Genomic DNA, 22,838 nt, shown 5'->3' with positions numbered 1-22,838 from the left:
AAGGGGGATTTAGGGGGATCTAATCTCGGCAGAAAACCAATCAATATTAATCATCTAAAACTTAGGACTAAAAACAATGGATTTAACCACAACTTATCTGGGATTAAATTTACGCACCCCGATTGTTCCTTCGGCGGCGGCACCGCTATCGGAGGATATTGATAATGTTAAACGCTTAGAAGATGCCGGGGCGGCGGCGGTGGTTTTGCATTCCTTATTTGAGGAACAATTACTGCGGGATAAATTTGAACTACATCATCATTTAGAATACGGAACGAATAGCTTTGCAGAGGCGTTAAGTTATTTTCCTGAACCCGATGAATACCACGTCGGGCCAGAACTGTATTTAGAACATATTCGTCAGGCCAGAGAATCTACAAATATCCCGATTATTGCTAGTTTAAATGGTTTTTCTCCCGGGGGTTGGGTGGAATATGCTCGACTCATGGAACAGGCGGGAGCCAATGCCATTGAATTGAATATTTATTATGTACCAACGGACTTTAATTTAACTGGAGAACAAATCGAACAAAACTATCTCAATACCATTAGAGATGTTAAGGCAGAAGTTACTATTCCCCTAGCTTTAAAACTGAGTCCATATTTCAGTAATATGGCGAATATGGCTAAACAATGTTGTGATGCGGGAGCCGATGGTTTGGTCTTATTTAATCGTTTTCTGCAACCGGATATTAACCCCGAGGAATTAATTGTGGAACCGGGAACGATTTTAAGTAGTCCCCATGACCTGCGTTTACCGATGCGTTGGATTGCCATTTTATATGGTCGAATTAATGCGGATTTAGCCTGTACCAGTGGCGTTCAACGGGGTCATGATGCGATTAAAGTATTGATGGCGGGGGCAAAAATTACCCAGGTTTGTTCTACCTTATTACGTCATGGTTTTAATTATATTAAAGTCATGGAGGCGGATATGAAACACTGGATGGAAGAACACGAATATCATTCTATTAAACAAATGCAGGGTTCTATGTCCCAACTCCATTGTGAGGATGAATCAGCTTATGAACGCGCCCAATATATGAAGACCATTACCTCCTATCAACCCGATCATAGTTTAGTTTAGACCCCAGCCCAGTCCTCCCTTTGGTCAGGGGAGGATTTTTTATGGTGATTTGGCTAGATTTTGGTATAATGATAGTTTGGCTAAAAATTTTTAAGCGTTTTACCCTAAGCGAAAGAAACCTCATGGAAATTACAATTGAAGGTCAAAAACGACCAGAAGGCTCTAAACCCAATGCTTTACGTCGTCAAGGATTAATTCCGGCGGTGCTGTATGGCCATCAGGGGGCAGAATCCATTAGCATTACCATTCCGGCGAAAACCGTAGAAACCCTACTCAAAAAGAACATTGTTAACCAGGCTCTAATTCAACTGAACATTCCTGATATCTCTTGGAGTGGCAAAACCCTACTGCGGGAAGTACAAAAACATTCTTGGAAAGGATTTCCCTATCACCTGAGCTTCTTCTCTGTGGCTCAACAAGACAGTTTAACCGTTTCTGTTCGTCTGCATTTCATCGGTGAACCCGTCGGAGTGAAAATGGAAGGCGGTCTTTTAGATGTCGTCCTCTCTGAATTGGAAATTGAGTGCGAACCGGGTAGTATTCCCGCTCGTATTGATGTTGATGTCACAGAATTACATCAAGGTCAAGCCCTACACATTAGAGAACTCAACTTACCTGATGGAGTTAAAGCCACAGGAGATGGCGAACAGGTGGTTGTTAGTATCATTCATCCTGAGCGGGGTGAGGAAGGCGACGCCGAGGCTTAATTTTAAGGAGCAGGGGGAGTGGGGGAGTGGGGGAGCAGGGGGAGCAGGGGGAGCAGGGGGAGCAGGGGAGGCAGGGGGAGTAGGGGAGCAGGGGAGCAGGGGGAGTAGGGGAGGCAGGGGGAGCAGGGGGAGCAGGGGAGGTAGGGGAATAAGTGTCCTCGCTCGTCAATAACCCTGAACTCTGAACTTTGAACCCTGAACTTTGAACTCTGAACCCTGAACTTTGAACTCTGAACCCTGAACTCTGACCCCACAGCCTAACTAATAATTTCCTTTAATTTATCCTGTTGAGATACGGGTAAGCGGGGGCCATGAATTTGGACGATTTGGGAACCGAGATAATTTCCCCAACGGGCGGCTTGGGTGGTGGTTAAACCGTTGGTGAGTCCATATAATACCCCACCGGCGAAAGCATCTCCCGCCCCAACGGTATCCACGGGTTTAACCGGGAACCCCGGAACGTGAATGAGGCTTTGGTTTTCCACCACTAAACAGCCCTTATCACTATTGGTAATAAAAACAAAATTCGCCTTTTCTCCTAACTGACGGGCGCAAACCTCTAAATCTTCGCTACCGCAGAAGTGACGCACCTCATCCGCATTGCAAAACAACACATCACAATATTCGGTTAAAACACTGCGAAAATCATCCCCAAACCGTCCCACTAAAAACATATCGGAGAAGGTAAACGCCACCTTTACCCCTAGGCGTTTCGACTGTTCCATGGTTTCAATACTGGCCTTGCGAGGTTCGGGGGCATCCCACAAATAGCCTTCAATATAACTGTATTGACACTGACTCAAATGGTCAATATTAATATCCGTCACGGATAAAGTTGTAGAAACCCCCAAATTCGTACACATGGTGCGTTCTGCGTCGGGGGTTGTTAATACCAAACAGGTTCCCGTTGGCCCTTGGGTACTGTCGGTGGGTTCAATTTCAAACCCAATTCCGGCGGCGACCATATCCTGTTGATAAAATTCGCCATTGGTATCCGTACTCACTTTACCCGAATAAATGCCCGTACCGCCACTTTGGGCGATCGCAATCATGGTATTTGCAGCCGAACCCCCACAGCGTAATTCTAAAGGATGGCTCTCCAATTGTTGTAACAATTTTCCCTGTTTGACCGTATCCATCAGGGTCATGGCGCCTCGGTTGAGGTCATGGCTTTGAATAAAATCATCCTCAACTAATGCCAAAATATCGAGGAGGGCATTTCCCACACCAAAGACATTAAAGGATTTGGGTTCTGTCATTGACTATTTCTATAAAAACGGTTTGAACAATTCAATGATTAATCCTATCAAATTTTCTGTAACTTTTATTTTCAAATCCTGAGAATTTGGTTTTTTCGGTGAGATAATAAAAATAAGACTCAACTGATTATCCTTTTTGCTGGGTAACTCAATTCATTTTTATATTTATTTTTTTTAATATGACTGACTCTGACCTTCCTCCACTTATTCAACAAATGTTAGAACCGGACTTTTATCCCCATCCGGTACAAGAACCCATTGAACTTTTACAAACTCATATTTCATTTATTCTGTTAACGGGAGAATATGCGTATAAAATCAAAAAAACCGTTGATTTTGGATTTTTAGATTATTCGACCTTAGAGAAACGACGATATTTCTGTGAACAAGAATTGCAACTCAACCAACAACAAGCTCCGGAATTATATTTAGAAGTTTTACCGATAGTAGAAATAGGCGATCGCTTTCAATTTGGGGACAATCAAAATCCTGCTATTGAATATACTTTAAAAATGCGCCAATTTCCTCAAGAAAACTTATTTATTAATTTATTTAATCAGGATAAACTCACAAAACAAGAAATGGAGGACTTAGGAAATATCGTAGCTAAGTTTCATCTGAATTGTCCAACAAATGAGGAAATTTTAAAATTTGGAGAAATTGCTCAAGTTCGCCATTCCATTGATGGAAATTATCAAAAAACAGAAAAATATATTGGTTGTTGTCAAACTCAAGAACAATATGAACAAACTAAAGAATATACAGATAGATTTTTTGAAACCTATGAAGCTATTTTTAAAAGTCGAATTGAAAACCGATGGATTCGAGAATGTCATGGAGATTTACATTTAAAAAATATCTGTATTTATCAAGACAAAATTATTTTATTTGATCGAATTGAATTTAATCAAGAATTTCGCTTTGTAGATGTGATTTATGATGTGGCTTTTGTGGTTATGGACTTAGAAGGACGAGGAAGGACTGATTTGGGAAATCGGTTTTTAAATACTTATATAGAACAAACGGGAGACTGGGAAGGATTACAATTATTACCCTTTTATTTAACCCGTCAAGCCTATGTTAGAGCTAAAGTTAATTCCTTAATATTAGATGATCCTGCCGTTTCTGAAGAACAGAAAGAAACAGCCAAACAAGAAGCCACTCAATATTATAAATTAGCTTGGCAATATACCCGCAGATCTCCAGGAGGAATAGTCATGATGTCGGGGTTATCGGGGTCAGGAAAAAGCACAACCGCCCGACAACTATCTAAACAATTAAATGCAATTCATATTCGTTCCGATGCGGTGAGAAAACATTTAGCGAATGTTCCTCTCCATGAACCAGGAGGAGAAGAAATCTATACTCCAGAGATGACAGAAAAGACCTATAAACAACTATTAGAGTTAGGATTATTATTAGCAAAACAAGGATTTTGGGTAATTTTAGATGCCAAATATGAGCAACAAGAACGACGGGGAGAAGTAATAGAAACCTGTAATACCAATCAATTACCGTTACAAATTGTTGAATGTATAGCACCCATGGATATTTTACAAGAACGTTTACAACAACGTCAGGGGGATATTTCTGATGCAACTATTGATTTATTAACATCTCAACGTGCCATATCTCAACCTTTTACAGATTCCGAAAAAAGCTATCTTACTACTATTGATACAACCCAAAATATCGATAATCAATGGAAGAAATTATATTAAAATTTAGATCCCCCCTAACCCCCCTTAAAAAAGGGGGGAACTGGATGCACTTATTCCACCAGGACAGCCCGAAAATTAAAATTCAAAGTCCCCCTTTTTAATGGGGATTTAGGGGGATCTAATCTAAGGGTTAAAGCAGGAGTTTCTAGGGCTGAAGTTGACACTAATACGAATAGCAAACTCCCTAGGACTGATCAATATTTTATCTGCGGTATAATAATGAAATTAAGAAAAAAAACTAGCTTAATTATCTATGGGATTTCCAGTTTAATTTTATCATTGATTTTAGCGATCGCCCTTTTAATTCCGCCCACCTCCCCCCAACCTATTTTAATTATCCCGAATGAAATTAGAGGGGTTTGGTTAACCAATGTTAGTAGTGGAGTCTTATTTTTTCCCTGGGGAATTAATCGTGCTTTAGAACAATTATCGCAACTCAAATTTAATACCATTTATCCCGTTGTTTGGAACCGAGGAAACACCTTTTATAAAAGTGCAGTGGGGAAAAGAGTCATGGGTCGCTCTCAAGATTCCCTATTAAATATAACCCAATTAGGGGGAGATATTCTCTCAAAAATTGTCTTAGAAGGACACCGAAAAGGGTTAAAAGTCATTCCTTGGTTTGAATATGGGTTTATGGCTCCTAAAAACTCGGCTATTGTGCAACAACACCCCGACTGGATTGCTGAAACTCAAAAAGGCGAAAAAGAATTAAATCATTTCAGAAATAGCGAGGATGTTTCCTATCAAACTAAAGTTAAAAACTGGATTGTGAATCAAATTTTAGAATCGATGACGATTCAGAATGTCTGGTTAAATCCCTTTCATCCGCAAGTTCAGCAGTTTATTGAAGATTTAATTTTAGAAGTCGTTATGAAATATAAAATTGATGGGATTCAACTGGATGATCATTTCGGTCTTCCTGTGGAATTTGGTTATGATGAATATACCATTAAACTTTATCGAAAAGAACATAATGGTCAATCTCCCCCCAATAATTATTATGATCAAGAATGGCGAAGTTGGAGAGCCAATAAAATCACTGAGTTAGTTCAACGTATTGTTAAAAAAGTTAAAATAGTTAAACCTAATTGTATTATTTCTCTATCTCCTAATCCCTATGAATATACTTATGAAATGTATTTACAGGATTGGTTAACTTGGGTGAATCAAGGATTAGTAGATGAAATTATTTTACAGGTTTATCGAGATAGTATGGGAAAATTTATTTCAGAATTAGACCACGAATCAGTTCAAATTGCACGGCGGAAAGTTCCGGTCATTATTGGGTTATTAAGTGGAACATTAAGACATCCTGTTCCCATGGAGCAAATTGAAAAACAAATGAAGGTTGTGCGCGATCGCGGCTTTGATGGAATCTCATTTTTTTATTGGGAAACCCTCTGGAGTTATTTTACTCCCGACTCCCCCCGATATCGTCGCCAAAGCTTTAAAACCTTATTTTTAGATTAGCTATAAATCCCATAATATTAAGAGGGTAAATTCAATATTTTCTCAGCATCAATAATATGAATATCAACTCCTTTGAGATATTTTAATAATTGTTGAACAGGTGATCCTTTCCAAACCAATTCCCAGCGAGATTTGCGTGTATGTCCGAGAACAACTTGAGTGATATGATATTGGTGAGCAACTTGAGCGATCGCTTCAGAAACATTATAACTTTTCACCCTAATAAATTCTCCCCCAAACTCCTTAATTAAATCCTGACAAGTTTCTAACAGTAAACTTTCTTCTTTCGTTAAAAAACGTTCTGGATTTTCCACATATAACCCATATAAACGCGCTTTCATCGCATTCGCTAAACGTAATCCTCGCCGCAAAAGTTGAGGGGAATTTTGATAAGTAGAAATACAAACTAAAACTCGCTCATGAACATTACAAAATAAAGTCTTTTCAGTGGTTTCTGCGGCAGCTTCAATATTATCAGCAACTTCCCGCAAAGCTAACTCTCGCAACGCCACTAAATGACGACGTTGAAAGAAATTTTGTAACGCTTGTTCTATTTTTTCAGGTGCATAGATTTTACCCTCTTTTAACCGTTCTTGTAGGGTTTCTGGGGTCACATCAATTACCACAACTTGTGTCGCTTCATCCAAAAGACGATCGGGAATTCGTTCTCGAACAATAACTCCCGTAATTTTTGCAACTAAATCATTTAAACTTTCTAAATGTTGAATATTCACCGTTGAATAGACATCAATTCCATGATTAAGAATAATTTCTACATCTTGATAGCGTTTTTCTCGAATAGAAACCCGGAACATTAGTATGAGCCAATTCATCCACTAAAACCAATTGAGGTTGACGAGCTAAAATCGCATCGGTATCCATTTCCCATAACGTTATTCCTTGATGAAAAACCGTTTTTTTAGGAATAAGTTCTAAATCTATGGCTTTTTCTGCGGTTTCTTCCCGTCCATGGGTTTCTAATAACCCAATTACAATATCAATCCCTTCTTCTTTTAATTGATGTCCTTCTTCTAACATTCGATAGGTTTTACCGACCCCAGGAGACATCCCAATAAAAATTTTATGTTTTCCTCGATTTCGAGAGGATGTTTGATCATAGGATTCAGGGGAATTCTTTTGAGTTTCAATTTCACTGCTGTTAATCATCGTGAATTGGATAGGTTGTCTAAATCTAGGTTTAGTTTTAGCACATTAACTCCCGGTTTTCCAAAAATTCCTAAAAATCTATTTTTGGTATTTTTGTTAACGAGAATTTCCACTTGATTGGGATTCAAAGAACGCGCCTTAGCGACTCGTTGAATTTGGGCGTTTGCGGCTTGAATACTAATATGAGGATCTAACCCTGAACCCGAGGAATAAACTAAATCCGCCGTTGGAGTAATATTATTAGATTGTAGTTGATTAATTCGTTCTGTTACTTTTTTTAACAAATCTGGATTACTCGGTGCTAAATTACTCCCTCCTGAAATTCCCGTTGCTAAACCATCTTTAACGGGACTATAATCAACGCTACTCGGACGGGAGATAAAATAACGATTGGAGGTAAAATTCTGACCGATTAAAGCCGAACCAACAATCTCTCCTTGAGGATTTTTAATCAAACTTCCATTCGCTTGAAATGGGAAAATTCCTTGACCGATTATTAGAATCAAAATCGGGTATAAAATAGCCGTTAAAACCCATAAAACTAGGGTAGTGCGGATGGCGGTTAACAAATCTCTAAACATAGTATATTTTGAAATTGAAGGTACATTTTTTAATGGTTTGACTGGTTTTTAAAACCGTTCAGGTTGCAAAATCACAGCTAATAAATAGAGGGCTATGGCTATTGTGACTAAAATTAAAACTCCAATAGCCCAAGCTGCTTTGCGAGTTATTTCTTCTCCCGTTGCTGCATAAATTACGGGGGCAAAGATTAAATTACAAGATAACAGGAAAAACAAAGAAAGGGGTAAAAAGTTGCGTTTACCTTGAGTTTGAATTAGGGAAATTATTCCTTTGAGTTCACTGGGTAATATTGAATTAAAATCGTCTAATGTTTTCATTTTTTACTCCTATTTTTTTTGACCCTAGAAACCTAGTTTATTTTTATATTAAACCAATAACAGCGATTATGCTATCAATCATTTTAATTCCAATAAAGGGTGCAATGATTCCTCCTAATCCATAAATCAAAATATTTTCTCTAAGTAATTGATTTGCACTGACGGGGCGAAACTTAACCCCTTTTAAGGCCAAAGGAATTAAGGCTGGGATAATTAAAGCATTATAAATTAGGGCGGATAAAATAGCTGATTGACTACTCGCTAACCCCATAATATTTAAACTGCCAATACCCGCCGCAGAAAACATCGCTGGAATGATCGCAAAATATTTGGCAATATCATTAGCAAGAGAAAAAGTAGTTAATGCCCCACGGGTAATCAATAATTGCTTACCAATGGTAACTAAATCAATCAATTTTGTGGGATCAGAATCTAAGTCAACCATATTTGCTGCTTCCTTTGCAGCTTGGGTTCCAGAATTCATTGCTAACCCGACATTCGCTTGAGCTAAGGCTGGAGCATCATTGGTTCCATCCCCGGTCATTGCTACTAATTTACCCTGGGATTGTTCCCGTTGAATTACAGCAATTTTATCCTCTGGAGTGGCTTCGGCAATAAAGTCATCTACCCCCGCTTCTTGGGCAATAACTTCCGCCGTAATTCGATTATCTCCCGTTAACATTACGGTTCGGACTCCCATCCGTCGCAGTTGGTCAAAGCGATCTTTAATTCCTGGTTTAATAATATCTTTCAAGTAAATAATTCCATACAATTCACTGTCTTTACAAACGGCTAAAGGTGTACCACCCAAACGGGAAACGCGCTGATAAGCGATATCTAAATCATCCGTTAGTTGACCTCCACGAGAACGAACAAACCCCTTAATGGCATCAACTGCTCCTTTTCTAACTTCACTGTTATCAGGTAAGTTTGTACCACTCATGCGAGTTCTAGCAGAAAACTCAATTCCTTCGGCTAATTCTCGATCAAAATTAACCATCGCCCCCATTTTTTCCGCGAGTCTAACAATTGATTTTCCTTCTGGTGTCTCGTCAAAAATACTAGCCATGAGTGCCACTTTAGCAACGGCTTCTGGAGTATGATTATTAACTGAAATAAACTCCTCAGCCAGTCGATTTCCTAAAGTAATTGTTCCAGTTTTATCCAAGACTAAAGTATTAATATCCCCACAGGCTTCCACCGCCCGCCCTGATGTGGCAACAACATTAAATTGAGCCACTCGATCCATTCCAGCAATTCCAATTGCACTTAATAAACCGCCAATTGTTGTGGGAATTAACGCTACCAATAGGGCAATTAAAATCACAATACTAACTGGAGTTTGAACGTAATTAGCAATGGGTGAAATCGTCGCAACCACAATTAAAAAAACTTCAGTTAATACGGCTAATAAAACCGTTAAGGCAATTTCATTCGGGGTTTTTGTCCGTTCTGCTCCTTCAACTAAAGCAATCATTCGATCTAAAAATCCTTTCCCCTGTTCCGATGTCACCCGCAAGATTAATTCATCAGAAATAATCCGAGTTCCCCCGGTTACAGAACTAGCAACATCACTTCCTGGTTCTTTCAAAACCGGGGCAGATTCTCCCGTAATTGCTGATTCATCAACGGAGGCAACTCCCGCAATCACTTCACCATCCACTGGAATCATATCTCCAGAAATAACTTTAATTTGATCTCCTTTTTTTAACGATGTGGAGCTAATTTCTTCAATCAAACCATCGGGTAATAATTTTCGGGCGGTGGTTTCTGTTTTCGTAGAACGTAAGGAATCTGCTTGGGCTTTTCCCCTTCCTTCTGCGATCGCTTCGGCGAAATTTGCAAACAGAAGGGTTAACAATAAAATCACTGTGACGAGGAAATTAAAAAAGCGATTATTTTCTCCTTGAACGGTTCCAAATAAGTTAGGATCAAGAACTAATAAGGCTGTGATTATTGTTCCCAACCAAACGACAAACATCACAGGATTTTTAATCATGTATCGCGGATCGAGTTTGCCAAAAGCATCCCGAAATGCCCGTTGATAAAGTCCTTTAGTATTGACTTTTTTTTGCCTTTTTTGTTGTCGTTTATTTAAGCGAGTTCGCATCATAAAATTGCAGGAGTATTTAAGGAAGAACAGAGAGATTATTTGAAACTAGCAATTTGAAAGGCTTCTGCCACTGGCCCTAATGCTAAAACAGGCAAGAATGTTAAGGCTCCTAAAATCAAAATAACTCCCATTGTAACACTAGTAAATAGGAGAGAATTGGTTTTTAAAGTGCCAGGAGTTTCGGGAACAGGTTGTTTATTTAATAGACTTTCTGCTAACAGTAATAACGCCACAATTGGGATATAACGTCCGGCTAAAAGTACAACGCTGGTACTCAGATTCCACCAGATAGTATTATCCCCTAATCCTTCAAATCCTGAGCCATTATTAGCGGCGGCGGAAGCATATTCATAAATCACTTGGGAAATGCCATGAAATCCCGGGTTTGAAATCCCTGAAAGTTGAGGATAGGCGAGGGTAATAGCACCAGGAATTAGAATGGCAATGGGGTGAACCAGTAAAATTACACTGGCGAGAATAATTTGTTGTTTTTCGATTTTTCGCCCTAGAAATTCTGGAGTTCTACCCACCATTAATCCGGTTAAAAACACTGTTAAAATCAGGAAAATGAATAAGTAGACTGTTCCGGTTCCTTGTCCCCCCCAAACAATTTGTAAAAACAGGTTAAATAAACTTGAAAAACCTCCATTTGGCATAAAGGAATCCAGCATTCCGTTAACAGCACCACACATCGTTCCAGTTGCGGTAACAGCCCACAATGCTGTTCCTGCCCAACCGAACCGGATTTCTTTTCCTTCTAAATTCGGGGCTTGTTGACCGAGAACATGATTAACAATTGGGTTTCCTTGAAATTCCCCCAGGGCGGTAATAATGATAAAGCTAGAATAGATTAAAAATACCATTCCAAACAGTAACCAAGCTTGTTTTTTATCCTGGGTAAAAATTCCAAAGGTATAAATCAAAGCAGCAGGAATACTAACCATTGCTAAGGTTTCTATTAAGTTAGAAAACCCATTGGGATTTTCATAGGGATGGGCTGAATTTGCCCCAAAGAAACCGCCTCCATTTTCTCCGAGTTGTTTAATGATTTCAAAATGGGCAATTGGCCCCCTAGCGATGACTTGGGTTCCTCCGTCTAAGGGTGTAACAATTTGCGACCCAGCTAAGGTTTCAGGCACACCTAATGCTAATAAAATGACTGCACCGATTAAGGAAATAGGTAATAAAATTTGAGTAATAGAACGAATAAAATCAACATAGAAATTCCCTAATGCGCGACCTGTTATTCCTCGAATAAAAGCGATAGAAACCGCTAAACCTGTCGCAGCCGAAGTAAACATTAAAAACCCTAATGCAAGTACCTGGCTGGCATAGCTGAGGGTGTTTTCACCGGAATAATGTTGTTGATCCGTATTGGTTAAAAATGAAATGGTTGTATGTAGGGTTAAATCCCAACGTGGAGGATTTAATTGCATGGGATTTAAGGGTAAAACTCCTTGTAAACTGATGATAAAATAGACAAAAACTCCCATGACTAAGTTGATCAAAAGCATGGCACGAGCATATTGCCAACCTGTCATATCCCTTTGTAAACGAACTCCACTGAGTTTATAAATCAGGTGTTCCAGGGGATTAAGTATGCGGTCAAGAGGGGTCTTTTTCCCTAAGAAAACATCAGCAATATAGGTTCCGAGAATAGGAACAATCGCCACTAATAGTCCCAAAGTTAGGGCAATTTGAAAAAAGCCTTGCCACATAAATTATGATAGAGATTAGCCGTAGAATTTAATTTGATTGTCTGACTTTTTCCAGATAAAACCATCTAACGAAAAGTATAATTTTGAGCAGAACACGATATAAGCCAAAAATATAAGAGATATGTAGCTACTCCTATCTGAGCCAATAAACCCCTTGATATAGATGAGTATAACTAGAGATATATACCAATCCTAAAAAAATCTAGGGGTTGGGTCTCTAAACCTAGGCAGAAATAGGGTTGGGTCTCCTAACCCCTGTGATAAAATATTACAGCGCGGATTGCTATAGTTCACTTTCAACGGTAATTTTAAGCTAGATTAAAAATAGTAATTGATAAATAAATTATGATTTTAAAAAATACTTTAAAAATTCATTGGTTAATTTTAGGATTATTTACGGTGGTAATTTTATTAGAATATATGACCCCCGCAGAATATATTTTTGGTTATCTTTACACAATTACTATTTTATTAGCTCACCCCCGTTTGAATCAGAGGATTACCTTACAAGTGACCGTGGTCGCTTGTTTATTAACGTTATTAAACTTGGTTTTTCCGAATCATGAAATTATCAATTTAGCAACAGTCGGTAATCGAGTAATTGCTGTTTTTGCCTTAATTATTACAGGTTGGTTAAGTGATCGCGCTCGTCGTTATGAAGAAGCGATCGCCCAACAACAAGTTCAACTCCAAGCTCACAGCAAACTTGCCAGTGTTCGAGAAGATTTTGCCTCTACTCTAACCCATGATTTAAAAACACCCCTTTTAGGGGCAATTGAAACTCTAAAATCCTTTCAAAATGGACAATTTGGTGAAATTAATTCGACTCAAGAAAAAATTCTTAATATGATGTTGCGTTCTCACCAAAGCAGCTTACAATTAGTTCAAACTTTATTGGATGTTTACCGCAATGATACTGAGGGATTAAAACTAAATTTAGAACCGATTAATTTGGTCAGAATTGCAGAAGAAGCGATCGCAACTTTAATAGCTTTAGCCACAACCCGGCGCATTTATTTGGGTTTAAGTTATCGGGATTCCAATTTTCGGCGATTTCTCTGGGTAAAAGGCGATCAACTGCAACTTCAGAGGGTTTTTAGCAATTTATTAATTAATGGGATTAATCATTCTCCCCGTGGGGGTCGGGTCGAGGTGATATTGGAGTCTGAAGCTAATTTTCAAGTGGTGAAAATTCGAGATCAGGGTTTAGGAATAACCCCCGCAGAACTCCCCAATTTATTTGAGCGATTCTATCAGGGAAATAGCGATCGCCAAGCCCAAGGCTCAGGATTAGGATTATACTTGACTCGACAAATTATTGAAGCCCATGGGGGTATAATTTGGGCAGAAAACAAAATTCCCAATGGAGCGATATTTTGTTTTCGTCTTCCGGCTTTGGCTCAGGGAGAAATTTAACTGTAACACTTAAAATATTTTGAAAAAAGTTAGTAAAAATGCCATCAAACCTATTAAGAGTTTTATTAGTCGAAGATGATGAATTATTCCGTTTAGGATTAAATATTCGTTTGCAAAAAGAACCAGAAATTAAAATTATTGGAGAAGCGACTGATGGAGAAACAGCTGTTGAATTGACAAATCAATATTTACCCGATGTGGTACTATTAGATGTAGGATTACCGGGAATTGGAGGCGTAGAAGCCTGTCGTCAAATCAAACAAAACCATCCTGAAATTCCGATTTTAGTCTTAACTTCCCATTCCCAAAAAAGCCTAATTGAACGATTAATTAAGGCGGGTGCATCGGGATATTGTTTAAAAGGAATTGAACCAAATTTACTAATTTTAGCTTTATATTCTGTGGCGGCGGGAGCTTTTTGGTGGGATCAAACCGTAACGGCAGAAATTCGGACATTGTTTGATAATATCAAATCAGGAGAAACCCAAAATTCAGCGATCACTGATCATGATTTAACCCACAGGGAACAGGAAATTTTAGCCTTAATTGCCGATGGCAAAACTAATCAAGAAATTGCTAATTTACTTCATATTACATCAGGAACGGTTAGGAGTCATGTTCATGCTATTTTACAAAAGTTAGAGGTACGCGATCGCACCCAAGCCGCCATTTTAGCGATTCAAAAAGGATTAATTTCTAAACCTTCATAATTCCTGATTCAACTGTTATAAAATTTGATTTTTGCCTGTTTTATGATTATTCAGATTCATCTAAACGTTTTTGCCATTCTACATCAATTTTATCAGAATTTTGTTCCTCTTGTTCTAATAAATCCGTTTCAGTTGTATAAGCTAAATCATCTTTATTAATTACATTCTTCTTCGCAAATTGGCGGGCATAATTGAGTTTTTTCTGTATAATTGAATTATCATCATCCAAAATATTAACTCTGTCTTTGCGAGTTGTATTGCGAATATTGATTTTTTGATTTTTCCATTGTACCCAGAAATATCTAATTAAAGGAATCGTCAAAAATACTATACCATAAATCAATAGAACTGGATAAATTACATGAACAAATCCTAAAAATCCGGTTAAATATCCAGCAATCTCAGGGCTTTTCAATAAACTCCCTAACATTAATGCTCCAATCAAATTAACCGAACCCAAACCAATTGCTCCCATAATTTGCCCGGAACTTGCCAAACTAAATCGCCAAGATTTTTCCTTTAAATAAGCAGGAACTGACTGAGAATTAGATGCTTTGGCGGTGATTTGTAATTCCGGGAAATGATAGATTAACTGTCCCTCTGGACTCACCTCCGGTCTACCATCAAATCTAGTTAAAATCGGCAACATATAATCTTCATATTCTTGAGCCATGGAACTGCCAATTTCATCTAAATATGGAGTTACTTGTTCAGCAATAATCGCTCCTTTTTGGTTTTTAATAACTTTTGCAATGGTTTGCCATCGGCGTTCTTCTAAATTATAATTCGGATTCCCGTCTCCAAAAATAAACGAAAAAATAGATTCAAAAAAATTCATCTGTTGCTTTTCGCTACTCTTGGCTTTTTGGCGTTGATAATTATTATTATCGACACTATAAAACCACCGAAAATCAGGCATCAACCAAGCTATCCAAAACCAACTACCACCACTACGATTATTACTGGAACTATTATTATTTTGATTTGAATTAATCACAACTAAAATCGTAATAATAGCAGCGACAATCAGAAGAATCGAGGCAATTAAAATAATTCCAAAGGAAATTCTAATCAGATAAAATAAAACTTTCCAAATTTTATTCCACCAGTCTTTTAACTTTAACTGCCAATATTTATTCCGCAGAATTGCTTGAAAATTGCGAGGAAATTCAAAGGCAATATCTCCTGAATCCGCAACTTGCAAATGACCTCCAGCTTCCGATGCCAGGACTAAAAGTTCCCGTTGGGCAATATTAATATCAATTCCGGCTTGAGTTGCTACATCGCCACTGGTGACCCGATATCCCAGTTTTTCAACAGCATTAATAATACTAGGATTAAGAACCATTGTTGCTCCTATTTAATATTCATAGCCGTAGCCCCTTGAGTATCCAGTTGCAAAACCTTAACTTCTGGGTTTACGCCCTCTTGTTTCCAGGCCATCGTCATCGCTACCGCCACCGCCGGGGCTGATATTTTATCGGTTAAAGCTAATAACGTCGGCCCCGCCCCGCTAATAACTAATTCAAAAGCTCCGGCCGTTAATGCCGCCGTGCGCACGGTTTCAAAGCCTTTAATTAAGGATTTTCGATAGGGCTGATGAATTTTGTCCTGGAGAGCCACCCTCAACCAGTCGGGGTTTCCGGTTTCTAAACCTCTAATTAATAATCCCAGATGGGCGGTATTAAAAATCCCATCCGCCCGACTATAGGTTTGGGGGAGAACCTTTCTGGCTTCTGCGGTGGATAATTCAAAATCAGGAATTGCCACCACCGGAACCAGATCAGAATGCCAGGGAATGGGGCAAATTTCCCAGCCGATGCCATTTTCCCCTCTGGATACGGATAATTGACAATGGCCTAGGAGAGCCGGAACCACATTGTCCGGGTGTCCTTCCATTTCAATTGCCAATTGTAAGATATCTCCCTGATTTAAGGGATTTCCGGCTAAGGTATTCGCCCCCACCAGTCCCCCCACAATGGCGGTGGCGGAACTCCCTAAACCCCTGGCTAAAGGAATTCCTAAATCAATCTCGATCTGAACAGGGGGCGGCGTTTGACCCAGATGTTGATAAACCCGAATAAAGGCTTGATAGGCTAAGTTACTTTCATCGGTCTGCACTCCGGCGGCTTCTGTCCCTTGAACCGTAATATTTAAGGTCTCACTTGAAGTATTTTTAAAATTAGAAAAACGCAGCGTATTGTATAGAGTTAAGGCGGCTCCAATACAATCAAACCCTGGCCCCAAGTTGGCCGTTGTTGCGGGAATAGTTACAGTAACAGTGTTAGGCATAAGATTTAAATGTAGTAGGGAATGGGGAATGGGGAATGGGGAATGGGGAATGGGGAATGGGGAATGGGGAATGGGGAATGGGGAATGGGGAATGGGGAATGGGGAATGGGGAATGGGGAATGGGGAATGGGGAATGGGGAATGGGGGAGAAAAGATTTCACCCTCGGGGTTTGGGTATTGCTATATTACCCTGTCTTTCTTTTCCTATTCTGCCCTAGGATTGATCTAAGAGAGCATATTTCAACTGGTTGAATGGATAACACTATGTTACAGCCCATCGAAACCGTAAAACTGTTTAAAAAACAGCCAGAACAATCCTATCTGGCCAATCAAGTGATTTTTGAGGAGGGCGAAACCGGAGATGTTTTGTATGGCATTCTCGAAGGGGAAATCCAGTTATGGGTGAATGGGAAAGCGGTGGAAACTCTGACGGCTGGAGATGTCTTTGGGGAGGGTGCTTTAGTTCAACCCGATCACACACGAGCGTCTACGGCGATCGCTAAAACCGATTGTCTTTTAGCCACCATGGATAAATCTCGATTTCTATTTGCCGTTCAGCAAACTCCCATGTTTGCCTTAGAAGTTCTCAAGAGTTATTCCGATCGCTTACGTCGGTTAAAACACTCTATTTAAACCTAATTAATCTAAGTTATTGTCTCTAAATAAGGAGGCTTTAAACAATTTATATTCGGGTTTAACGGAGTGACGTTTTCACAATCGAGTTCTTCTCCCAGATAAATTCCCAGGGATCGGGCGGTTTCCACCCAAAATCCCTGGGGGTCAATGAGTAGGGGACTATCGGCAAATACCTGATCTAAGGGAACAGTGGTAACAGCATTATTATGCCAAGCCACCATCACTCCGTAGGTTTCCTGGGCAATTAAATCCACCGCCACCTTTCCAAAGGCAGTGCCAATTAATCGATCTAAGGCAGAAGGAGCCCCACCCCGTTGAACATGACCTAAGACGGTGACCCGGGCTTCTACCCCCAGATTTTTTTCAATTTCCCCAGTCACATATTCCCCAATTCCCCGCAGTCGGACTTCTCCCAGGGCATCTTTATAGTAGCGACTCTCCCCATCGGCGGTTTTTGCCCCTTCAGCGACTACCACAATGGCGAATTTCCGTCCCCAGAGATTGCGTAACTCGCGAATGCGTTTACAGAGGGTTTTAATTGAGTAGGGAATTTCCGGGATTAAAATGGCATCGGCTCCCCCAACAATTCCCGAATATAGGGCTAAATGTCCGGTTGTCCGTCCCATCACCTCAACCACCATTACCCGGTCATGGCTGGCGGCGGTATAACTCAACCGATCTAAACAGTCTAAAATTGTGGTGACGGCGGAGTTAAAACCCACGGATAATTCGGTATGGGCAACATCATTATCAATAGTTTTGGGGACAGCAACTAAATTCCAACCGCCTTTTTCGGCAAGTTTCTGCAAAATTGCCAGGCTACCATCCCCCCCAATGGCGATCAAAGCATCAAGTCCTAAATCATAATATCCCTGAATAATTTCGTCCGTATTGCCTTCTGTATCTCCCTTGTTAATCGAACCCAAAATGGTTCCACCCATACTTAATAGGGGATCGGTTCCATGCCGTTCTAAACCATAGGAATTTAATACCACACTTTTTCGTTCAATCAGCCCCTGAGTGGCATAGGGAATGCCTCGGACTTCCCAGTTATACTCAGATGTGGCATGATTGACAACGGCCCGAATCACCGCATTGAGACCCGGGCAGTCTCCGCCACTGGTAAGAATGCCAATTCGTTTACGTTTGTTCATTTAAGTTTAAGCCCAATCGTATACCCTTGAATAGTACAGATTTTCGATCAATTTGTTAATACTGTTAGGGATAAAATTAGTCTTTTTTATTCTTTCTTAACGTTCAGTAAAAAAATCAGGAATATCAGCATTTTAAACCTTTAACCTGGGAATAAACTTATGTGAGTTACCCCAAATATCACCTAACTTTGAAAATCACCGAATCAAGATTAAAATTCTAATTTTATTAAAATTACAGAAAGAAAGAAGCTCAACAATCAACACTTATGCTACAGTTTACCACTAGTTGACAGCTTGAGCCATCAAGTCTGTTTAAATTTTGCCTAAAGGAGTTAATAATATGGCGTTAAGAGTAGGAATTAATGGGTTTGGTCGCATTGGTCGTTTGGTGATGCGGTCAGCTATTAATAACCCCGATATTGAGTTTGTGGGGATAAATGATCTCGTTCCTCCCGATAACTTAGCCTATTTGTTCAAATACGACTCTACCCACGGAGTATTTCCGGGCATCGTGGAAGCCAAGGAAGATGGCATTATTGTTGATGGACATTTTATTCGCTGTACGGCCATCAAAGACCCGACCCAACTCCCCTGGAAAGAAGACAGGGTGGATTATGTGGTCGAGTCTACGGGGTTATTTAGTGACTATGATGGCGCCCACAAACATATTGAAGCCGGGGCTAAACGGGTAATTATTTCCGCGCCCACCAAAGACCCGGAAAAAGTTAAAACTCTGTTAGTTGGGGTGAACCATGAAACCTTTGACCCCGCTTCTGATTTAATTGTTTCTAATGCTAGTTGTACCACCAACTGTTTAGCCCCGGTTGCCAAAGTGATTCAGGATAACTTTGGGTTAGCGGAAGGGTTAATGACCACCATTCACTCCATGACCGCCACCCAACCGACCGTTGATGGCCCCAGTAAGAAAGACTGGCGCGGGGGACGCGGGGCGGCGCAAAATATTATTCCCTCATCTACCGGGGCAGCTAAGGCCGTAACTTTAGTTTTACCTGCACTAAAAGGAAAACTGACGGGAATGGCCTTTCGAGTTCCGACTCCTAATGTTTCTGTGGTTGACCTCACCTTCCGCACGGAAAAAGCCACCAGCTATAAAGAAATCTGTGCGGCGGTGAAAGCGGCGGCTGAAGGCCCGATGAAAGGTGTTTTAGCCTATACGGAAGATGAAGTGGTTTCTTCAGACTTTATTACTAACCCCAATTCTAGTATTTTTGATGCTAAAGCTGGGATAGAACTTAATGCTAATTTCTTTAAAGTTGTGGCTTGGTATGACAATGAATGGGGTTATTCTTGTCGTGTCATTGATTTAATCACAGCAATGGCGAAAAAAGACGGTATTCTTTAATTATTTCTGAACCTCTGTAGAGATACGTTAATGTTGTGTCTCTACAGAGGTTTTGTTCTTATGATCCTGAATGGCGATCGCACCAAGACTAACACCAAATTCGACCCCGACGGAAAGGAGCATCCGGTTCTTTTCGGGCTGCAACTTCTTCTTTAACCTTTTGTGACCAGAAACCATAATCCGAAAGTCCGGTCATGAGACAATCTTGTTGAATTTCTTTTTTTTCGGGTTTGCTAATAGATTTAGTCACTTTATTTTCTGCCTTTGGATTTTTTTCCTTGCTCATAATTCCCTTAACTCCTTGTTCAATTTAAGTAAAAACCACAACCTATATTAAAATCCACATCGACAACCTGAAGATTTAAGTTGTTGATAGCTTCGGTTCGCAAAAGCTGCGGGGTCGTTATAATTAGCACCGTGTAATAATTTTAAGCGAATACTCAGTAATTCATCAACAGTACCATGAACCACATCAACCGAATGATGGGGATAAATAACATCAGGTCTTTTAACAGGAGGGGAAAGGTTAGGTAATCTCATTTGATTTAATCCTTACTGATTATTTATTTTTAATTCCCCCCTTAATAAGGGGGGTAGGGGGGGGTTAATAAGCGCTTGACCAAGAACGAACTTCACCCAAGGTGACAGGAATGGTATCGCTAACATCAATGGTAAAGCGATAGATTTTTTTGGCGCGACGGCTATTTTCCGGGTCAAAGAATTTTAATTTAACATCCCAACAATCGCTATCTAAACGACAGAAAGGACTTTTTTCTACGGTAATACTATCTAATTCATAACCTGCACCCACCGCTTGAGCAAAGGTTTGGGCAGCTTGGAAAGCATTTGTAGAAGCAAAATTTAAAGCTCTGTCTTGAGAGGTTGTACCTAAGTTGCGTAAATCATAATAAATCCGATTTAAGAAGCTGCTTAAGGTGCGGCGAATGGCATCTTCTTGAGCATCACCAGCTTCAGCTTGCACACTTTCAATTGCGGCACTGACTAAGGTATTAACTTTCCAGCCGTATAAACCACGAGTATTATTAATTTCAATTACCGGAACAACTTGTCCTGAGAATAACTTAACACTACGTCCGGTTAAAACACCCGGAATGCTAACTCGTTGCACAAATTCAGGGTTATTTTCTTCTTGAATTTGTCCGCTTAAAAGTGATTGTAAAACCTCATAAACATCTCTGGAAAAACCGCCTACGGGTTCAATCGCATAAATCGGAGTTAACTCTAAATTAAGTGTCCAAATTAACGCTTTAGCTTCGGGTAAATTTTCTCCTAAATAATCTACCATTTGCCGAGCATCGTAGGGATTAGCAGGAATCATTGTTCCTTCAATACTAACTCCTGGCATCAGTTGTTTAAAGGAATCTCTGCGAGCCTCTGAACCGAAATCATAACCCAAAACACCTAAAGCATAAACTAAGTTTTTGCCTTCAAGTTCGCTAGGGGCTTCACTGGCAGTCACAAAATTTGAGGTACGATTGGACATAACGGGTTGGGTTGTAATTTGTTGAGGGAATGAGGGAATATTAATTGGGGTTTGGGTCGTCACAGAAGCAACTATTTCATCGGGGTTTATTTCCGATGCGGGTTGTAGTTCACTATCAAGTTCAGGCTCGTTAATTTGAGTCTCTTGACAACCACAGCCAGAAGCTTCTACGCTTTCTAATTCTAATCCTTCGGACATGGTTTCTCCTGTTAAGTATTCTATCGCATCAAGGATGTTTAATTTTCCCATTAAACAACGACTTAAATCATCGGTGTCTTTGGGATTACAGGGAGTAGCACTTTGTAAAAGAGCATTTTTAACTTTTTGAGGGTCAGGTTTTTCCCCTCTTTTTATTTGCAAACTCAGTAATAAAGCAGCAACTCCACTGACAATAGGAGCCGCAAAACTTGTCCCACTCAATTTGATTGTACCACCGCCAGGTTTTGCTCCTAAAATATCTTTTCCAGGGGCAAGAATGCCTTGCTTTTGGTATGCTTCGCCCCAGTTACTAAAGTCAACGGGTTTACCTTGATCATCCATTGCTCCCACTGCTAAAACAGTCGGTAAAGAGGCGGGAACGTGCAAACATTCACAGCCATCATTTCCCGTTGCTGCGATTAGCAATACGTTGTTTTCTTGGCATAATTGGATAGCTTTTTCTAACCAAGTATCTGCTTCTCCTGCATCGGTTAATTGTCCCGCACTGACATTAATAATTTGTGCTCCGTTATTAACAGCTTGCTCTATGGCACGAGATAAGTCTAATTGCGATAATTTCAAACTTTCATCAGCAAAAACGGGAACAATTAAACCCCGACATTGGGGAGCAATTCCTGTTACTGGTGAATCATGTTGACCGAATATAATACTAGCAACATGGGTTCCGTGAGCGGACATGGAGCCGTTGGCGTTGGCTTCTCCTAATACTAAACTAGGAAGTCGGGTTAAGTCAGCACCGATGAAACAGGGGTGATTTTGATCAACTATACCATCAAGTATAGCGACACAAATTTTAGGATCACCTCTAGTTTCTGACCATAGTTTTTTCAGTCCGGGAATGTTAGTCATTTTGTTCATTTGATTGTATTTGTTTTACCCCCCCCAACCCCCCTTACTAAGGGGGGCTTTTGGAAGATTTTCTTGACTAAGGGGGGCTTCTGAAGGCTTTCTTAAGGATTGAATTTTTTCTGTGATGACTTCACAAACTGCTGAAATATTATCATATACGTCATCATTGGTAAACCTCAGAAAAGTAATTCTAGCTGACTCGATAAACTGTTGTCTTTCTCGGTCGTATTCTTGCGCTCCTTCTTGAAAGTGACTGTCGCCATCAACTTCAATAGCGAGTTTAATTTCTGGACTATAAAAATCAATAATAAATTGAGATACACTATACTGTCGCCGAAATTTACAGTTTTCTAATTGCTTTCCTTTAAGTTGTAACCACAATTTTTGTTCGGCCGCCGTCATGTTATTGCGTAAAAATTGTCGTTTCTCTTTTTCGGAATTTCTGTTATAAAGTTCAGTCATATAGTTTAGTCATATTTAATCATAATTTTGTTCTTTAATACATAGTTCTTTTTATTCCCTGGTGGCTACCCCCCAACTAAGGGGGGCTA

23 protein-coding genes are annotated in these 22,838 nt (G+C 39.8%); 9 read left to right on the top strand and 14 right to left on the bottom strand.

The window, feature by feature from the left end; translation table 11 throughout:
• Positions 1–76: 76 nt before the first annotated feature.
• Entirely contained in the window at positions 77–1,087 is a 1,011-nt protein-coding gene (locus tag AC2D3N_RS04320; RefSeq protein ID WP_484692887.1) for a dihydroorotate dehydrogenase-like protein, read from the top strand.
• 122 nt (positions 1,088–1,209) lie between these two features.
• Positions 1,210–1,794 carry a 50S ribosomal protein L25/general stress protein Ctc gene (locus tag AC2D3N_RS04315; RefSeq protein WP_484692886.1) on the top strand — a complete coding sequence of 195 codons (585 nt, stop codon included), beginning with the start codon at positions 1,210–1,212 and terminating at the stop codon, positions 1,792–1,794.
• Between the two features lie 257 nt (positions 1,795–2,051).
• On the opposite strand, the gene AC2D3N_RS04310 is transcribed toward AC2D3N_RS04315, so the two are convergent.
• Positions 2,052–3,053 carry an adenosine kinase gene (locus AC2D3N_RS04310; protein WP_484692885.1) on the bottom strand — a complete coding sequence of 334 codons (1,002 nt, stop codon included), beginning with the start codon at positions 3,051–3,053 and terminating at the stop codon, positions 2,052–2,054.
• A gap of 179 nt (positions 3,054–3,232) precedes the next feature.
• Here AC2D3N_RS04310 and AC2D3N_RS04305 point away from each other — a divergent pair, with 179 nt between their 5' ends.
• Together AC2D3N_RS04305 and AC2D3N_RS04300 are read left to right on the top strand one after the other, a co-directional pair.
• Positions 3,233–4,774 (top strand): bifunctional aminoglycoside phosphotransferase/ATP-binding protein, encoded by a 1,542-nt coding sequence (locus AC2D3N_RS04305; protein WP_484692884.1) that lies wholly within the window; start codon positions 3,233–3,235, stop codon positions 4,772–4,774.
• Positions 4,775–4,993: 219 nt separating this feature from the next.
• Complete coding sequence (locus AC2D3N_RS04300; protein ID WP_484692883.1) at positions 4,994–6,247, top strand: glycoside hydrolase family 10-like protein; 1,254 nt, start codon at positions 4,994–4,996, stop codon at positions 6,245–6,247.
• A 17-nt stretch (positions 6,248–6,264) separates the two neighbouring features.
• Here the strand turns inward: AC2D3N_RS04300 and AC2D3N_RS04295 are convergent, their stop codons facing one another.
• From AC2D3N_RS04295 to kdpA, 6 genes are read right to left on the bottom strand one after another with little or no spacing between them, the layout of a single operon-like run.
• The gene (locus AC2D3N_RS04295; RefSeq protein WP_484692882.1) at positions 6,265–7,062 is read right to left on the bottom strand and encodes a hypothetical protein; all 798 of its coding nucleotides are present in this window, start codon (positions 7,060–7,062) and stop codon (positions 6,265–6,267) included.
• Entirely contained in the window at positions 7,007–7,414 is a 408-nt protein-coding gene (locus tag AC2D3N_RS04290) for a hypothetical protein (RefSeq protein ID WP_484692881.1), read from the bottom strand. The genes AC2D3N_RS04295 and AC2D3N_RS04290 overlap by 56 nt, the downstream gene beginning before the upstream one ends.
• Positions 7,411–7,995 (bottom strand): K(+)-transporting ATPase subunit C, encoded by a 585-nt coding sequence (gene kdpC, locus AC2D3N_RS04285; RefSeq protein WP_079678597.1) that lies wholly within the window; start codon positions 7,993–7,995, stop codon positions 7,411–7,413. Before kdpC ends, AC2D3N_RS04290 begins: the two co-directional genes overlap by 4 nt.
• 48 nt (positions 7,996–8,043) lie before the next feature.
• On the bottom strand, positions 8,044–8,313 hold the full coding sequence (locus AC2D3N_RS04280; protein WP_079678595.1) for a potassium-transporting ATPase subunit F: 270 nt from the start codon (positions 8,311–8,313) through the stop codon (positions 8,044–8,046).
• 43 nt (positions 8,314–8,356) lie between these two features.
• A complete protein-coding gene (gene kdpB, locus AC2D3N_RS04275) occupies positions 8,357–10,423 on the bottom strand; it encodes a potassium-transporting ATPase subunit KdpB (RefSeq protein ID WP_484693731.1) in 2,067 nt (688 codons plus the stop codon).
• A 38-nt stretch (positions 10,424–10,461) separates the two neighbouring features.
• Positions 10,462–12,144 (bottom strand): potassium-transporting ATPase subunit KdpA, encoded by a 1,683-nt coding sequence (gene kdpA / locus AC2D3N_RS04270; RefSeq protein WP_484692880.1) that lies wholly within the window; start codon positions 12,142–12,144, stop codon positions 10,462–10,464.
• A gap of 345 nt (positions 12,145–12,489) precedes the next feature.
• Here kdpA and AC2D3N_RS04265 point away from each other — a divergent pair, with 345 nt between their 5' ends.
• Both AC2D3N_RS04265 and AC2D3N_RS04260 read left to right on the top strand, forming a co-directional pair.
• Positions 12,490–13,560, top strand: a complete 1,071-nt coding sequence (locus tag AC2D3N_RS04265) for a sensor histidine kinase (RefSeq protein ID WP_079678590.1) — start codon at positions 12,490–12,492, stop codon at positions 13,558–13,560.
• Positions 13,561–13,598: 38 nt separating this feature from the next.
• The gene (locus tag AC2D3N_RS04260) at positions 13,599–14,270 is read left to right on the top strand and encodes a response regulator (protein ID WP_079678588.1); all 672 of its coding nucleotides are present in this window, start codon (positions 13,599–13,601) and stop codon (positions 14,268–14,270) included.
• Between the two features lie 46 nt (positions 14,271–14,316).
• Here AC2D3N_RS04260 and AC2D3N_RS04255 read toward each other — a convergent pair whose 3' ends face one another.
• Positions 14,317–15,618: a hypothetical protein gene (locus AC2D3N_RS04255; protein ID WP_484692879.1), complete on the bottom strand. Its 1,302-nt coding sequence runs from the start codon at positions 15,616–15,618 to the stop codon at positions 14,317–14,319.
• A gap of 8 nt (positions 15,619–15,626) precedes the next feature.
• Positions 15,627–16,562, bottom strand: a complete 936-nt coding sequence (thrB, locus tag AC2D3N_RS04250) for a homoserine kinase (protein ID WP_079678585.1) — start codon at positions 16,560–16,562, stop codon at positions 15,627–15,629.
• A gap of 28 nt (positions 16,563–16,590) precedes the next feature.
• Between thrB and AC2D3N_RS04245 the strand changes: the two genes are divergently transcribed.
• Both AC2D3N_RS04245 and AC2D3N_RS04240 read left to right on the top strand, forming a co-directional pair.
• Positions 16,591–16,791: a hypothetical protein gene (locus tag AC2D3N_RS04245; protein ID WP_484692878.1), complete on the top strand. Its 201-nt coding sequence runs from the start codon at positions 16,591–16,593 to the stop codon at positions 16,789–16,791.
• A 23-nt stretch (positions 16,792–16,814) separates the two neighbouring features.
• A complete protein-coding gene (locus AC2D3N_RS04240; RefSeq protein WP_339394359.1) occupies positions 16,815–17,195 on the top strand; it encodes a cyclic nucleotide-binding domain-containing protein in 381 nt (126 codons plus the stop codon).
• 11 nt (positions 17,196–17,206) lie between these two features.
• Here the strand turns inward: AC2D3N_RS04240 and AC2D3N_RS04235 are convergent, their stop codons facing one another.
• The gene (locus tag AC2D3N_RS04235; RefSeq protein ID WP_484692877.1) at positions 17,207–18,352 is read right to left on the bottom strand and encodes an ATP-dependent 6-phosphofructokinase; all 1,146 of its coding nucleotides are present in this window, start codon (positions 18,350–18,352) and stop codon (positions 17,207–17,209) included.
• A gap of 340 nt (positions 18,353–18,692) precedes the next feature.
• Here AC2D3N_RS04235 and gap point away from each other — a divergent pair, with 340 nt between their 5' ends.
• The gene (gene gap / locus AC2D3N_RS04230; protein ID WP_484692876.1) at positions 18,693–19,715 is read left to right on the top strand and encodes a type I glyceraldehyde-3-phosphate dehydrogenase; all 1,023 of its coding nucleotides are present in this window, start codon (positions 18,693–18,695) and stop codon (positions 19,713–19,715) included.
• An 88-nt stretch (positions 19,716–19,803) separates the two neighbouring features.
• On the opposite strand, the gene AC2D3N_RS04225 is transcribed toward gap, so the two are convergent.
• The 4 genes from AC2D3N_RS04225 to AC2D3N_RS04210 all read right to left on the bottom strand — a co-directional run bounded on the left by AC2D3N_RS04225 (position 19,804) and on the right by AC2D3N_RS04210 (position 22,749).
• A complete protein-coding gene (locus AC2D3N_RS04225) occupies positions 19,804–20,001 on the bottom strand; it encodes a cyanobactin biosynthesis PatC/TenC/TruC family protein (RefSeq protein ID WP_079678530.1) in 198 nt (65 codons plus the stop codon).
• Positions 20,002–20,048: 47 nt separating this feature from the next.
• Positions 20,049–20,255, bottom strand: a complete 207-nt coding sequence (locus AC2D3N_RS04220; protein ID WP_079678529.1) for a cyanobactin biosynthesis system PatB/AcyB/McaB family protein — start codon at positions 20,253–20,255, stop codon at positions 20,049–20,051.
• A 64-nt stretch (positions 20,256–20,319) separates the two neighbouring features.
• Positions 20,320–22,296: a S8 family peptidase gene (locus AC2D3N_RS04215; protein WP_484692875.1), complete on the bottom strand. Its 1,977-nt coding sequence runs from the start codon at positions 22,294–22,296 to the stop codon at positions 20,320–20,322.
• 15 nt (positions 22,297–22,311) lie between these two features.
• On the bottom strand, positions 22,312–22,749 hold the full coding sequence (locus AC2D3N_RS04210; RefSeq protein ID WP_484692874.1) for an endonuclease domain-containing protein: 438 nt from the start codon (positions 22,747–22,749) through the stop codon (positions 22,312–22,314).
• Positions 22,750–22,838 lie beyond the last annotated feature (89 nt).

This window comes from Planktothrix sp. PLAVEN19ND (assembly GCF_057220675.1).
The sequence above is the reverse complement of the archived record's forward strand: the minus strand, read 5'-3'. Positions and strand labels throughout refer to the sequence as shown.

What these genes read in the sequence shown, in the direction of transcription:
- kdpC (WP_079678597.1), bottom strand. Translation starts at nt 7,995, where the DNA reads ATGTTTAGAGATTTGTTAACCGCCATCCGCACTACCCTAGTTTTATGG.
- AC2D3N_RS04235 (WP_484692877.1), bottom strand. Translation starts at nt 18,352, where the DNA reads ATGAACAAACGTAAACGAATTGGCATTCTTACCAGTGGCGGAGACTGC.
- AC2D3N_RS04240 (WP_339394359.1), top strand. Translation starts at nt 16,815, where the DNA reads ATGGATAACACTATGTTACAGCCCATCGAAACCGTAAAACTGTTTAAA.
- kdpB (WP_484693731.1), bottom strand. Translation starts at nt 10,423, where the DNA reads ATGCGAACTCGCTTAAATAAACGACAACAAAAAAGGCAAAAAAAAGTC.
- AC2D3N_RS04260 (WP_079678588.1), top strand. Translation starts at nt 13,599, where the DNA reads ATGCCATCAAACCTATTAAGAGTTTTATTAGTCGAAGATGATGAATTA.
- AC2D3N_RS04220 (WP_079678529.1), bottom strand. Translation starts at nt 20,255, where the DNA reads ATGAGATTACCTAACCTTTCCCCTCCTGTTAAAAGACCTGATGTTATT.
- AC2D3N_RS04310 (WP_484692885.1), bottom strand. Translation starts at nt 3,053, where the DNA reads ATGACAGAACCCAAATCCTTTAATGTCTTTGGTGTGGGAAATGCCCTC.
- AC2D3N_RS04210 (WP_484692874.1), bottom strand. Translation starts at nt 22,749, where the DNA reads ATGACTGAACTTTATAACAGAAATTCCGAAAAAGAGAAACGACAATTT.
- AC2D3N_RS04280 (WP_079678595.1), bottom strand. Translation starts at nt 8,313, where the DNA reads ATGAAAACATTAGACGATTTTAATTCAATATTACCCAGTGAACTCAAA.
- AC2D3N_RS04320 (WP_484692887.1), top strand. Translation starts at nt 77, where the DNA reads ATGGATTTAACCACAACTTATCTGGGATTAAATTTACGCACCCCGATT.
- AC2D3N_RS04300 (WP_484692883.1), top strand. Translation starts at nt 4,994, where the DNA reads ATGAAATTAAGAAAAAAAACTAGCTTAATTATCTATGGGATTTCCAGT.
- thrB (WP_079678585.1), bottom strand. Translation starts at nt 16,562, where the DNA reads ATGCCTAACACTGTTACTGTAACTATTCCCGCAACAACGGCCAACTTG.
- AC2D3N_RS04295 (WP_484692882.1), bottom strand. Translation starts at nt 7,062, where the DNA reads ATGTTCCGGGTTTCTATTCGAGAAAAACGCTATCAAGATGTAGAAATT.
- AC2D3N_RS04305 (WP_484692884.1), top strand. Translation starts at nt 3,233, where the DNA reads ATGACTGACTCTGACCTTCCTCCACTTATTCAACAAATGTTAGAACCG.
- AC2D3N_RS04215 (WP_484692875.1), bottom strand. Translation starts at nt 22,296, where the DNA reads ATGAACAAAATGACTAACATTCCCGGACTGAAAAAACTATGGTCAGAA.
- gap (WP_484692876.1), top strand. Translation starts at nt 18,693, where the DNA reads ATGGCGTTAAGAGTAGGAATTAATGGGTTTGGTCGCATTGGTCGTTTG.
- kdpA (WP_484692880.1), bottom strand. Translation starts at nt 12,144, where the DNA reads ATGTGGCAAGGCTTTTTTCAAATTGCCCTAACTTTGGGACTATTAGTG.
- AC2D3N_RS04315 (WP_484692886.1), top strand. Translation starts at nt 1,210, where the DNA reads ATGGAAATTACAATTGAAGGTCAAAAACGACCAGAAGGCTCTAAACCC.
- AC2D3N_RS04255 (WP_484692879.1), bottom strand. Translation starts at nt 15,618, where the DNA reads ATGGTTCTTAATCCTAGTATTATTAATGCTGTTGAAAAACTGGGATAT.
- AC2D3N_RS04245 (WP_484692878.1), top strand. Translation starts at nt 16,591, where the DNA reads ATGGGGAATGGGGAATGGGGAATGGGGAATGGGGAATGGGGAATGGGG.
- AC2D3N_RS04290 (WP_484692881.1), bottom strand. Translation starts at nt 7,414, where the DNA reads ATGATTAACAGCAGTGAAATTGAAACTCAAAAGAATTCCCCTGAATCC.
- AC2D3N_RS04265 (WP_079678590.1), top strand. Translation starts at nt 12,490, where the DNA reads ATGATTTTAAAAAATACTTTAAAAATTCATTGGTTAATTTTAGGATTA.
- AC2D3N_RS04225 (WP_079678530.1), bottom strand. Translation starts at nt 20,001, where the DNA reads ATGAGCAAGGAAAAAAATCCAAAGGCAGAAAATAAAGTGACTAAATCT.